The organism is Argonema antarcticum A004/B2, from assembly GCF_023333585.1.
In the GTDB taxonomy this organism is placed as follows: Bacteria; Cyanobacteriota; Cyanobacteriia; order Cyanobacteriales; family Aerosakkonemataceae; genus Argonema; species Argonema antarcticum.
Genome location: NZ_JAIQZN010000075.1, coordinates 23,965 through 36,097 on the forward strand (window position 1 = coordinate 23,965; position 12,133 = coordinate 36,097).

Genomic DNA, 12,133 nt, shown 5'->3' on the forward strand with positions numbered 1-12,133 from the left:
CTCAAGCTCCACACAAGACACTCGATGTCTAGTTATCTAAACGGGTTGGCACTTTCCGGCGCGAATTAAGCCGACGCGACGTGCTAGAGCATCCTGTTGCGAAGCGATCGGCCCCCACTTTTCCACTATATTTGGATCTTCCTTCCCTTCAACTTCATGGCTAAGAATGATATCGCAGTGACCGTCATTGCGCTTGACAATATACCAAGTTTGTGAGTTATCCATATTCCCCTAAAAAAACAGTTCAACAACTAAGGTTTTGAAGTTTGTGTATCTTGCTGTAAAAGCATCGGCATTCCCCCTTTACCAGCACCGAGCATGATAACTTTGGAATTAGAGGAACTCGCGAGTTTCTCAGTAGCTTCAATGCTTCTCAATTGGAGTATTTTGTCATTAAGACCTTGAGAAATAATCTTTTGAGAATCAGAGATACCTTTGGCTTCGATGCGCTTGCGATCTGCCTCTTGGCGTTCTTTTTTAAGCACAAAAGTCATGCGCTGACTTTCCTGTTCAGCCTGTAGTTTTTCCTGAATTGCTGACTGGATCTTTTCTGGGATTTGCAGTTCTCTCAACAAAGCTTCTTCGACGATAAAACCAAGAGGAGTTAACTGTTTACTTAACCGTTGGCGGATCTGATTTGCTATCTCTAGGCGTTTACGAGAGTAAATGGCCTCAGCTGGGTAGTTAGCAGTAATTTCACGGACGATAGAACGAAATCGGGCTACTACAATCTCTGTTTCATCGATGCCAATGCTTTTGTAAATTGACGCAGCTTTTTGCGGTTCCAGTCTATATTGAAGACTGACATTGGTATTGAAAGCTAATCCTTCTTGGGATGTAGCCTCTATGGTTTCTTGAACATTCCTCAGCCGAGTGGAGAATATGACAATTTTGGTAAAAGGACTTACAAAGTGAACGCCGGGATTGAGGGAGGTTTCAGAAACTTGTCCTAACGAATCTACGACACCGACATTACCAGCTGGGACGACCGCGAAAAGTTTGGAGACGGATGCAAATGCAGCAATACCCCCAATCAACAAAGCAATGCCGCGAATCGCCAAGCGATTTCGTTCGCTGACAACGCCTCCACCAGTGAGGAATACTAGAACAGATATCAGAGTAATCAAAAGCGAGACAATAAATGACATTAAATTACCTTTATTCCCAGAGATGAAGATTATCCAAGAAACCCAGTTTCTCTGCACTATCCGATCATCATACTACACACCCTTGGTTAAGGATTGGTAATTAAGTAGGGCACCAGTTGCCCGATGCCCTATAATTCAGGATGAAGAATTGCCAATTTAATCACCAAATCTGAAATTTGCAATCTCATATCATGCCCGGTAGCATCGTTATTGTAAGAGTGAGATCGTTAAATTGTTTGTTGTCATCTGTGGTAAAAATTTAACCACAGATGAAGACAGATGAACACAGATGAACACAGATAAGAGTGGAAATTTTTTAGGCAACCGATGCCACCGGCCATGCTATCAAATCTAAAATCCGATTAGCGGTGGCCGTTGGTCTTACCGTTACCGTTGGTTGCCACAACCTTTTCTGCTAGCTTGTCCGGCACTTCTTGGAGATGGTCGTACTTCCAGTTGAAGAAACCAACGCCCATTGTGAGACTTCGCAACTCCACAATAAAGTCGCGCATTTCAGCTTGCGGTAAATAAGCAGTAACCTTATCCCAACCATTCCAATCAGACCGACCTTCATAACCCAAAATCTGCCCGCGTCGTCCAGTCAGCAATTGCAACACCTTAGAAGTAAATTCTTTCGGAGTTGATATCTCAATTGCCGTAATTGGTTCTAGCAAAGTCGGTTCGCATTTAGGCATTCCTTCTTGCATCGCCAGACGCGCCGCCTGTTTGAAGGCTTGTTCCGAACTATCTACATTGTGGTAAGAACCATTAATCAGGGTCACCGCTACATCGACCACGGGGAAACCCAAGGGGCCATGTGCCAGAGACTCCCGCACACCGATTTCCACTCCGGGGATGTACTGACGTGGAACCACTCCGCCGACAATCTTTTCATTAAAGTTGAACCCTTCTCCGCGAGACAGGGGTTTGATGTCGAGATAAACATCGCCAAATTGCCCGTGTCCGCCGCTTTGGTGCTTGTAGCGTCCGTGAATGGAGGAGACAGGTTTGCGGATGGTTTCTTTGTAGGCAACTTGGGGCAGGTGGGTGGCCATCGGCAGGTTATACTTGCGGCGCAGTCGGTCTAGCGCTACTTGCAGGTGAATTTCTCCCTGACCCCACAGGATGACTTCGCGGGTGTCGCCATGTTGTTCCCAAGCTAATGATGGGTCTTCTTCGATCAGCTTGCTGAAGGCACTGCTGAGCTTAACTTCATCGTTGCGCTTTTCCGCAGTAACCGCCAAAGCATAAACCGGCGTCAGTTGTTCCGCTTTGGGTAGTTCTGACGCCGGTTGTCCGCTGTTTGTCGATAGGGTATCGCCTGTTTTTATGCCCTCCAAACGTCCTATGGCTACAATTTCACCGGCTTTGGCTTCTTGCAGGCTGTTTTGTTGTTGACCTGTGAGGCGATAAATGCCCCCTGCACGCACGCCGTTGAGGACAGCGCCATCTGTGACGGTGCCTTGCCAAACTCGCACGAGGGAGAGTTTGCCGCCTTGGGGGGTGAAGTAGGTTTTCAGGACTTGCGCCAGGGGTGCATCGGCGTGGAGGGCAATTCCCCGGTGCTGGAATGTTGTTTCTGGGGTGGGTGCTTCGCGCCGCAGGGCTTCTAGTAGGGGTCGGACGCCGAAATCTCGTTCGGCAATTCCCAGGAATACTGGGACAATTAAGTCTGCCCCCAATTCCATTTTGAGGTCTTGGATGATTTCGTCTTGGGGTGGGTCGATTTCTTCTAGGAGTTCTTCCAAGAGATGGTCGTCAAAGTTTGCCAACTCTTCTAACATTTCTGCCCGCGCTGCGTGTTCCTGTTCTCGGAGTTCGTCGGGGAATGGTATGGGGTCGGCTGGGGCCCCTGGGTGGTAATGGTAAGCTTGTTCGGTGACTAAATCGATAAAGCCGCTGAGGTTTTCTCCTTGGCCGATCGGATATTGGTGCGGTATTAAGGGACGACTGGAGACGGATTTGAGGGCGTGGAGTACGTCCATGAAGTTGCTGTTGGCCCGATCGATTTTGTTGATGAAGACTAGGTGGGGTATTTCCCAGTCGTCGAGGAATTTGAATAGGGGGGCGAGGGTCAGGGCCCGATCGCTTACTGGTTCGCAAACTACAACTGCCGCATCTATGCCAATTAGGGCGTTATAAGTTTCTTGGGCAAATTCAACCGATCCGGGACAATCGAGAAATGTGAACCGCACGTCGCTGTATTCGGTGCTGGCGGCTGCTATTTCGACGCTCATTTGGCGATCGCGTGCTTCTGGGGCGCTATCTCCGACTGTGTTTTTATCTTTGATGCTGCCTTTGCGTGTAATCGCACCTGTGACGAACAATATGCTTTCTAGCAATGATGTTTTGCCGCTCAGATACGGGCCGACGATCGCTACATTACGGAAACTGGAAACGACTTTTTCGTTCATAAATCCTCCTTTACGGCTAGCTGTCGAACTTGCTTAAGAGTGCAGCTGCCGCTTGTCACTGTGGACAGCAAATGTTTTTCGGGTAGTACAGGTTAGATAAGCAAAATTCTCGCTCAACTCCCCCTACGAGCTATGCTGTAGATTCTGATAGAAATCGTTTAGTAGGTTGAGCTTACTTTGTCTGGATTAACTCACCTATTTGAAAACTTACCTTGTATTTAGCCATAAGTTAACCCTTATTTAACACACTGTCATAAAAATTTGATTTTGGTTTAAAATAAATATTGAACTTTATTAACTTAAAATAATTTTTATTGCTAAATCATTACTTATAGCAACCGCCTTGGCGGTTAGGGCAACTCCAACTCTTACTTCTGGTTCATAATCCCTTACTTCGTCAAGCTTTTCCCTCTTCCCTCTTCCCTAGCCCCTAGCCCCTAGCCCCTAGCCCCTAGTCCCTAGCTATATATTGCATTTCGTGACATCCTCTCCCACCAAATCTAGCATGGAGCCGAATTATGCCTTATAGCCAATTCACACTTACAAGAGCTAAAAAAGATTTTCAGTTAACCATCGTGGAGGGAACTTCTTTCTTTCCTTCTGTTCAACCAATTAATCCTAGCCCCAGATTAACGAGCGAGCTAGAAGATTTGCCTTGGACTATTGCAGTCGGTTCAGAAAAAGCCAGATCTGAGGCTATTGTTTACCCAGTCCTTCAAGAAGTCCGACGCATTCAAAACCGCCAAATCAGTCTATTTTCTGGACGAGAATTCAATGTTGACCCAACTTGCGACCTCACCGGGTATGTGGATTTTTTAATTAGTCGTTCGCCTGAACAATTGATTATTGAAGCTCCTGCGATCGTAATTCTTGAAGCGAAGAAAGCAGATCTTAATGAAGGTCTTGGTCAATGCCTTGCTGAAATGGTTGCAGCACAGCGTTTTAATGAAGTAGCACAAAATTCAATTTCAACTATTTATGGCTGTATCAGCAGCGGTACTCAATGGCGCTTTCTTAAGCTGGAGGGGACAACAGCAACGATCGATCTGACTGATTATCCACTCCCGCCTGTCGAGCAGATTTTGGCATTTTTGGTGTGGATAGTTGAACGGGGCTAAGTTGAGGCGATCGGCATCAAGTGAGTTTGATATTTCTCTGCCGATCGCTCGGTAAAATAGTACAAGTTACTCCAATTCACAATGTATTCGATTATGAGAAATAACACAACAACTATGGGTAAAGTTTTCACCACTCTCACGATTATCAATCGTGCTGACCAAATCAGAGCTAAAGATGGAGCAATACCTGCCGATCGCGTTCGTTCTGTCACCTTAAAAAATGTTCTGGTAGACACGGGGGCAACAACCCTATGCCTACCACCAGAGATTATTGCTCAACTGGGATTAGAACTACTTAAAGAAGTAGATGTTTCTACTGCTGTGGGAATCAGTAAGGCTAAAATATTTCGAGATGCCACCATTTCTATGTGTGGGCGGGAAGGAACTTTTGAGTGTTTGGAGCTACCGGGGGGACGAGATGCTTTGTTAGGAGTAATTCCCTTGGAAGCATTGGGTTTGGAACCGGATTTGCAAAAACAAACCTTGCGAGTTTTGCCTTCAGAATCTGTGGATACTTATTTGACGATTCTTTGAAATTATGAGGAATGAATCCATTCCTCATAACTCAAGACTTTTCTAATTACCGAGCCGATGCTTGGGGTCGGACGCCTTTTTTGGCAATTTGCTGCTGCAAGGCTTCCAGACCTTTGGCGTATTGCGGGTCTGCTTTGGTGCCAATTTCGTCGCGATTGCGGCCTAACTCTTGCCGTTGGGCATCGTTGAGTTCGATCTTCACATCGGGGATAATCCCGGCGTGGTTGATATCCCTACCGCTGGGGGTGAAGTACTTGGCGATCGTCACTGCCATTCCCGAACCATCGCCCAGTCCGCGCACCGATTGCACTAAGCCTTTGCCGAAGGTTTTTGTGCCGACTACGACGGCGCGTCCGTTGTCTTGCAGGGCTCCAGATAGAATTTCGCTGGCGCTTGCCGATCCGCCATCCACCAAAACGACTAAGGGTTTATCGGTGAGTTGTCTGTTGTTTGCTCGCTGGCGATCGCTTACTCCCTGACGGTCTACCGTGGAGACAATGCCCCCGTCTTTGATCCACATCCTGGCAATGTCGATGCTGGCGTAGAGGAGTCCGCCTGGGTTAGAACGCAGATCCAAAACGTAGCCAGAGACTCCCTGCTTTTCTAAAGCTTGAATTGCCGTCCGCATTTCTCCTGCTGCGTTGGCGCTGAATTGGTTCAGGCGAATGTAGCCAACACCTCCGGGGATATCTTGGCTGCGGCTGTAGCGGACTGGATGGATTTCGATGCGATCGCGTTTCAGCTTAAACATTTTTTGCTGATTGTTTCGCAACACCGTCAGCGTCACTTCTGTACCGACTGGGCCTCGGATCAAGTTGACTGCATCGCTGACTTCCATTCCTTCGGTACTCTTGCCATCTATCTTCAGGATGATATCCTTGGAAAGAACGCCTGCTTTAGCAGCTGGTGTACCTTCAATTGGCGCGATGACAACGAGTTTTTTGGTTTCTTCATCTTGGGAAAGCTGGATACCGACACCTGTAAGTTCCCCGGAGGTATCAATTTGCATACTCTTGAACTCTTCGGGGTCCATAAACCGGGTGTAAGGATCGTCGAGTTTCTTGAGCATTTCCCGGATAGCCTTGTAAGCTTCTTCTTTGCTGGTGTAATTCCGGCTCAGATACTCATTCCGAACTTTCTGCCAATCAACCTGGTTGAACGTGCCATCCACGTAGTTGCGATCGACTATCTGCCAGACTTCATCCACCAATTCTTTCGGACTATCGCGAAAGAAAGCTTGACTTGACAGGTGAATACCAGCGCCGGTTACTGCCACAGTCGTCAGTACTGCAGCTGTTGCACCTAAAACGAGTCCGCGTCTTGTTATGTCCATCATTCTCTACTGAGCCGGAAGGGAAAAACTGCAATGGGAGTAAGCCCAATTTAACACAAGCTTTTTGTGGAAAAGTTCAGTACATACCACTATTGTGCTTAACCAAATTCAACATCGTACATTTCTTAAGGATCGATCCAGCGATCATCTCCTTTGATTAAGTTTATTAACTCCTCAACACCTTGAGACTCTGGAACTTTTTTAATTTCTTCTCTGCCGCGATACAGGGAGATATAACCGGGCTGTTTGCCGACATAACCGTAGTCGGCATCTGCCATTTCTCCAGGGCCATTGACAATGCAACCCATTACTGCTATGTCTAGACCCGTGAGATGTTTGGTGGCTTCCCGTACCTGGTGGAGAACTTCTTCTAGGTTAAACAATGTGCGACCGCATGATGGGCAGGCGACATATTCCACCATTGTTTTCCGCAATCCCAGAGCTTGCAGAATACTATAGCAGACGGGAATTTCTTTTTCCGGAGCTTCCGTGAGGGAAACCCGGATGGTATCGCCAATGCCGTCTGCTAAAAGTGTAGCAATTCCAGCAGTAGATTTGATGCGACCGTATTCGCCATCGCCAGCTTCGGTGACGCCCAAATGCAGTGGGTAATCCATGCCCAGTTCATCCATCCGTTGTGCCATCAGGCGATAAGCTGCTAACATTACCGGCACTCGCGAGGCTTTCATGGAGATCACCAAGTTGCGGAAGTCCAGAGATTCGCAGATGCGAATAAATTCGATCGCAGATTCTACCATGCCTTCTGGAGTGTCGCCGTAGGTAAAAAGCATTCTTTCGGCGAGGGAACCGTGATTGACGCCGATTCGCATGGCTTTACCTTGATCTCGCAGGGAAACGACCAGAGGTTCTAAAGTTTCGCGGATTTTTTCACCAATTTCGTCAATTTCAGATTGAGTGAATTCGGTTCGCTCCGATTTCGGTTTTTCAAATACATACAATCCCGGATTAATCCGCACTTTATCGACATATTTGGCAACTTCCAGCGCAATTTTCATGCCGTTGTGATGCACATCGGCAACTAGCGGCACATATTGGTAAGTTTCAAGCAATTTCTGTTTGATTTCGGCTAATGCTTTGGCGTGTCCGAGACTTGGCACAGTAACGCGCACAATTTCGCAGCCAATCTCGTGCAAGCGACGAATTCCGGCCACCGATCCTTCGATGTTCAGGGTGTCTTCGTTGATCATCGATTGTACGACGACCGGATAGCCACCACCGATGATAACGTTTCCCACGTTAACGGGGCGAGTTTTGCGCCGCTTGATGGTGGTGTCGAAGGTGGGTTGACGGGTGGCGGTTGGGTTGGGCAGAGTTTGCATAACGCTGTTGGTTAATTGCTGTAGTCCTTTCTGTCTTTCAGATTGCCATAGACGGGACGCTTTTGGTGAGCATCAGCGTTAGAGTAAGATTAGTCCTCGCTGGGTTGAGGTAAATACCCCATGACCATTTCTATCAGTCAATACTCAACCGAGACTGAATACCCCAGCTAACTGGAGATGTGACCATGCCGTTGATTGCCAGAATCGCAAGCACTAGCGAACGAGTAGACATTACAAAATTGAAAAATCCCCGTGCTGAACTGAAGGCAGATGACTTAGTTTGTCAGCTTTGTGGTAGTCCGATGATTATTAAGCAAGGGATGATCAAAAAACCTCACTTCGCCCACAAAGCTGAATGCACAAGCGATTACCAAAGCCATCCAGAAAGTCCCGAACATCTTGCAGGGAAAGAGTTGATAGCGAAAACTCTTGAGGCAGAACTGCCAGAGTACAGCCTTGCCGAAATAGAATATGAGTTTCCTATTCCTGAAGTAAGGCGGATTGCGGATGTTGTCGCAAAGTTTCCTAACGGCTGGATAGTTGCTCACGAGTGCCAACTAGCTTCAATCACAGTTGAAGAACTTGAAAAAAGAACTGAGGATTATTTATATGCAGGAATTGACGTTGTTTGGTGGCTTGGCAAGTCTGCAAATACCAAATCCAATCTCGATTGGTCTCACTCAAAGTTTGGATTTGCCCTCATACTCAATTACGAGCAATTGTCCGCCTACGCTCAAGGAAGTCAGGATGGAGTTAGAGTGGGTTTACTATAGGTTACGTGAAGGTTATTGGTATGATAATCAAAAAAATGAACAATCTGGCAAAACGCTTAATCTATCTATGGCTAACTTAGGATTAGAAGAACGGCTAAATGAAAGAAACCCTACTGCAAAAATTATTGAGACGCTATATATTTTTCGCTGCCTTTACATTCAAAATAATGAATGGCAGAGATTTGACCAAACTATTGAGCAGTATGGACTTGCGATGTTAGATAAGATTATCAACTCTTGTTTCGATCGTTTTGGAAGCTCTGTCAGGAAGTTTGAACTGGGAATTCAGTATTATTATGAAGTTGATTGTGGCTCGGCTCCTGGGAAATCTGCTTGGCTCGATTACACTAAAGATCTGATGCTTAAGCGATGTCTAGACATCTGGCCAAGTATTAAGCCAGCTCAAATTAAGCGAGGGCTGGCACTGCAAAAGTCTGGTGAACATTCCGTAAATGGTCATATTGGAGCGCTCAACGCTAAAAAAGCTATAAAGAAACAGGAGTATGGTGCTGAGGAGTGTTGGATTGTGGTAGTTCCAGAAGCACTGAAGCCCTCGCGTAGTGAACTTCTACCAGAAAGTGGTATTGGGGCAGCAAGAAAAAGGGCGCGTGAGTGGCGGATAAAACGTACAAGGACATCTGATAAATAATAGCGATCGCCTCTCTTACTTTGCGTCCTTCGCCAAAGGTAGATGGAATTAAATTAGCGATCGAGGAAGCAGTTTAGATTTAAACTAGCAATATCCGACATTGATAGTGCGTTAGAGGATAAAATTGTCTAAGAAAAAGTTTCGGAAGTCTGTTGATAGTATTCGACAACAGATTATCAAGCATCACCAAAAGATTGCCACAGAACAGGAGAAACCGATTCCAGATGAAAACTTGATTGAATACTGGCGCAAAGAAATTGCGGGATTAGAGAAAAGTTTAGCAAGAGCAGAAAAACGATTGAGGCGTGGCTGATGATTTCCAAACTTGAAAAAACATTAAACGTTAACGCTACTTTGTCAGTCTTGTTGAATGAACTGCGAGAAGAATGCGAGACGGTGCTTTCTCTACTGACTCAGTTGAAGTTGCCTAACCTGACAGATGACCAAAAAGGTGATATTTTGGCTGAATTAACTGGCGCTGTCTGTCACTTGCACGTGCATACAGAAAATTTACCCGATCTAATCGGGGATGAAATTGAAGCTTTACCAGAAGATTGAGTGGAGTTAATGCGATCGCACTTTTTCACCAAATGCGATCGCCCTTTCTTCCGAACCCCCTCAAAAATTGGGCTTTTCCCCAAAACAAGAGCGCTGACGAGTTATCTCCCAAACCCAAGGATGTTACTCTTGACAAGACAATGCAGTTGCATTACCTTGGAGATAGAGTTTAACCGACAGATTAATTTAGCGAATGAAATTAGATGACGAATAGCTTACTACCCAGATGCTCAGAATCTACTCTTACCGATCGTTATCAGACTACAGTCCCTGAGCCAGTTCGCAAAGTCCTTGGCTTGAATAAGCGTGATAAAATCTGCTACACCATCCAGTCTGACGGTCAAGTAGTAATTTCTCGCGCTGAGAGGACGGAGAGCGATCCTATACTGACGAAGTTTCTGAATTTTCTTGCACAAGATATCGAAAAGAATCCTCAGCACGTAAAAGCAATAAGCTCTGATTTAGTAAGCCGTGTTCAGTCCTTAGTTTCTGAAGTCACTCTCGATCTTGATGCAGCACTCTCGGACGAGGATGAATAAGTTTGTCTACAAATCAGCCGCTAGTGATTAATGAATGGAACATATTTGCCCATTCTCTCTTCCTCAACCAGTTTGAAGAACTTCTGACGCAGGTTGAAGATTTGCGTCAGAAGCATCCTGAAGACTACAAGCAGAAAAACGTCACAAAGCGTCTAGCCGCCATAGCAAAGTTGGCATTTGATGTTATTCCTCAAGATCCAACAAATAATAATTATCGCCAAGGGGCTACGCTTGGCGATGATTACAAGCACTGGTTTAGAGCTAAATTTTTTCAGCAGTACCGACTGTTTTTTCGATATCATCAAGAGAGTAAAATTATCGTATTCGCCTGGGTTAACGATGAGAACTCTAAGCGGGCTTATGACAGTAATACAGACGCTTATCGAGTTTTTAAGAAAATGCTTGAAAGTGGTCACCCTCCAGACGATTGGAATGAGTTACTCAAAGAGGCAAAAGGCGAAACTCATCGTTTAGAGAAAGCAGTAAATGTAGAAATTTAACTGGCTTTGGAAAGTTTATATCGCGTCAGCTATCAACTAACTTACACCATGCTTCAGCCCATACATCTTATTTGCGTTGATAACCGAACTCGTAATATCTACATATTGGCTGGGTATGACGAGGAGATCGAGTTTAAAATTATACCAAATGGAGAGTTTGCTGATAAGCCAGGTTAACTATGATTCAATGTCTACTACTGAGTTGAAACAGTATTTTCTCAAGCATCGTGGAGATCGAGGTGCATTTCAAGCGTACTTAGATCGAATTAATCAACGTCCGCTCAGAATTATTGCCAGTCCCGACGATCCTGATTTTGATGAGAAGGTTCAAGCCGCAATTCGCCGAAAATTAGAAGCGGCGAGAAATAACAGTAGCGAATAACGCGATCGCCAGATTGAAAACAATAAAATTGTGCATTAAAATTCTTAGCAGATAACTATTAGAGATTGAGCATGAAAATTAAGGTGATTATTTGGCAAGAAGATGGCTTATGGTGCGGTTCAGTTCCAGCCCTTCCAGGTTGTCACACCTGGGGGGAGAGCTATGAACAGTTGTTAGAGATGCTCGAAGATGTTGTTCAGGGTTGGCTTGAAGTCGCTAGTCAACAAAAGGAACTTGCCCCCGAAAAACAGTTAATTGAGTTATCTCTATGAAATCTGTTTCTGGCAAAGCACTTTGCAAAATTGTTTAGGAACTTCTCAAGGATGCTGGGATTACAGAGGAAGATATCTAGCTTGCATAAAGCTACCGCCAAGGCTCAAATCAGATCGGAAGCGATGACCTGCGATCGCTTTTTCCAAAATTCGTATTAACAAACTCTTATATCTTAAAAAAAAATGTACAATTATCGGGCTATTTTGAAGCGAGTGGGAATTGTGCTAATCGCGGTTGGGATTCTCGATATCGCCTACTTTTTCTATTAAACATCACAAGATCAAAGCTTTTCATCCAGCTTGAGACATAACTATTCGTCAAACGGCTTACTTATTGTGGTGGTCGGTGTGTTTCTCCTCTGGGGTAACTTGCGTGCCGTTGAGATCGTCAGATGGTTCGCCGCCTTCGGGATCTCTAACTCAATCAGCACCATATTTATACTATTTCCCTTTTTGAAACCAGCAGAACTCTGGGTAATTGAATTTCGTCTCTATCGGGTCTTGCGGCATAATGGGGTATAATGTAGCGATCGCTACATTATACCGGTAAAGAACAATGGACTTTCATCTAGA

At 45.5% G+C, this 12,133-nt stretch carries 16 protein-coding genes; 11 read left to right on the top strand and 5 right to left on the bottom strand.

Annotation, left to right across the window (positions count from 1 at the left end; translation table 11 throughout):
* Positions 1–36 precede the first annotated feature (36 nt).
* The 3 genes from LAY57_RS25840 to LAY57_RS25850 all read right to left on the bottom strand — a co-directional run bounded on the left by LAY57_RS25840 (position 37) and on the right by LAY57_RS25850 (position 3,562).
* A complete protein-coding gene (locus tag LAY57_RS25840; RefSeq protein WP_249069998.1) occupies positions 37–225 on the bottom strand; it encodes a DDE transposase family protein in 189 nt (62 codons plus the stop codon).
* A gap of 26 nt (positions 226–251) precedes the next feature.
* Positions 252–1,148 (bottom strand): prohibitin family protein, encoded by an 897-nt coding sequence (locus LAY57_RS25845; RefSeq protein ID WP_249069999.1) that lies wholly within the window; start codon positions 1,146–1,148, stop codon positions 252–254.
* A 362-nt stretch (positions 1,149–1,510) separates the two neighbouring features.
* Positions 1,511–3,562 carry an elongation factor G gene (locus tag LAY57_RS25850; protein WP_249070000.1) on the bottom strand — a complete coding sequence of 684 codons (2,052 nt, stop codon included), beginning with the start codon at positions 3,560–3,562 and terminating at the stop codon, positions 1,511–1,513.
* Between the two features lie 518 nt (positions 3,563–4,080).
* Here LAY57_RS25850 and LAY57_RS25855 point away from each other — a divergent pair.
* Together LAY57_RS25855 and LAY57_RS25860 are read left to right on the top strand one after the other, a co-directional pair.
* Positions 4,081–4,680, top strand: a complete 600-nt coding sequence (locus tag LAY57_RS25855) for a hypothetical protein (protein WP_249070001.1) — start codon at positions 4,081–4,083, stop codon at positions 4,678–4,680.
* A gap of 93 nt (positions 4,681–4,773) precedes the next feature.
* On the top strand, positions 4,774–5,214 hold the full coding sequence (locus LAY57_RS25860; RefSeq protein ID WP_249070002.1) for a retroviral-like aspartic protease family protein: 441 nt from the start codon (positions 4,774–4,776) through the stop codon (positions 5,212–5,214).
* Positions 5,215–5,260: 46 nt separating this feature from the next.
* Here LAY57_RS25860 and ctpC read toward each other — a convergent pair whose 3' ends face one another.
* The gene (gene ctpC, locus LAY57_RS25865) at positions 5,261–6,547 is read right to left on the bottom strand and encodes a carboxyl-terminal processing protease CtpC (RefSeq protein WP_249070016.1); all 1,287 of its coding nucleotides are present in this window, start codon (positions 6,545–6,547) and stop codon (positions 5,261–5,263) included.
* A 125-nt stretch (positions 6,548–6,672) separates the two neighbouring features.
* Positions 6,673–7,887: a (E)-4-hydroxy-3-methylbut-2-enyl-diphosphate synthase gene (gene ispG / locus LAY57_RS25870; RefSeq protein WP_249070003.1), complete on the bottom strand. Its 1,215-nt coding sequence runs from the start codon at positions 7,885–7,887 to the stop codon at positions 6,673–6,675.
* Between the two features lie 185 nt (positions 7,888–8,072).
* On the opposite strand from ispG, the gene LAY57_RS25875 reads away from it, so the two are divergent.
* The 9 genes from LAY57_RS25875 to LAY57_RS25910 all read left to right on the top strand — a co-directional run bounded on the left by LAY57_RS25875 (position 8,073) and on the right by LAY57_RS25910 (position 11,560).
* Positions 8,073–8,660 (top strand): competence protein CoiA, encoded by a 588-nt coding sequence (locus tag LAY57_RS25875; RefSeq protein ID WP_249070004.1) that lies wholly within the window; start codon positions 8,073–8,075, stop codon positions 8,658–8,660.
* The gene (locus tag LAY57_RS25880; RefSeq protein WP_249070005.1) at positions 8,635–9,309 is read left to right on the top strand and encodes a hypothetical protein; all 675 of its coding nucleotides are present in this window, start codon (positions 8,635–8,637) and stop codon (positions 9,307–9,309) included. The genes LAY57_RS25875 and LAY57_RS25880 overlap by 26 nt, the downstream gene beginning before the upstream one ends.
* 124 nt (positions 9,310–9,433) lie before the next feature.
* Positions 9,434–9,622: a hypothetical protein gene (locus tag LAY57_RS25885; protein ID WP_249070007.1), complete on the top strand. Its 189-nt coding sequence runs from the start codon at positions 9,434–9,436 to the stop codon at positions 9,620–9,622.
* Positions 9,622–9,867, top strand: a complete 246-nt coding sequence (locus LAY57_RS25890) for a hypothetical protein (protein ID WP_249070008.1) — start codon at positions 9,622–9,624, stop codon at positions 9,865–9,867. The genes LAY57_RS25885 and LAY57_RS25890 overlap by 1 nt, the downstream gene beginning before the upstream one ends.
* Before the next feature lie 203 nt (positions 9,868–10,070).
* Positions 10,071–10,406: a type II toxin-antitoxin system PrlF family antitoxin gene (locus LAY57_RS25895; RefSeq protein ID WP_249070010.1), complete on the top strand. Its 336-nt coding sequence runs from the start codon at positions 10,071–10,073 to the stop codon at positions 10,404–10,406.
* A gap of 2 nt (positions 10,407–10,408) precedes the next feature.
* Positions 10,409–10,906 (top strand): type II toxin-antitoxin system YhaV family toxin, encoded by a 498-nt coding sequence (locus LAY57_RS25900; protein WP_249070011.1) that lies wholly within the window; start codon positions 10,409–10,411, stop codon positions 10,904–10,906.
* A gap of 6 nt (positions 10,907–10,912) precedes the next feature.
* Positions 10,913–11,083, top strand: coding sequence for a DUF6888 family protein (locus LAY57_RS36650; RefSeq protein WP_420839132.1), 171 nt, complete (start codon positions 10,913–10,915; stop codon positions 11,081–11,083).
* Positions 11,055–11,288, top strand: coding sequence for a DUF6887 family protein (locus tag LAY57_RS25905; protein ID WP_420839133.1), 234 nt, complete (start codon positions 11,055–11,057; stop codon positions 11,286–11,288). The genes LAY57_RS36650 and LAY57_RS25905 overlap by 29 nt, the downstream gene beginning before the upstream one ends.
* 71 nt (positions 11,289–11,359) lie before the next feature.
* The gene (locus LAY57_RS25910; RefSeq protein ID WP_249070013.1) at positions 11,360–11,560 is read left to right on the top strand and encodes a type II toxin-antitoxin system HicB family antitoxin; all 201 of its coding nucleotides are present in this window, start codon (positions 11,360–11,362) and stop codon (positions 11,558–11,560) included.
* Positions 11,561–12,133 lie beyond the last annotated feature (573 nt).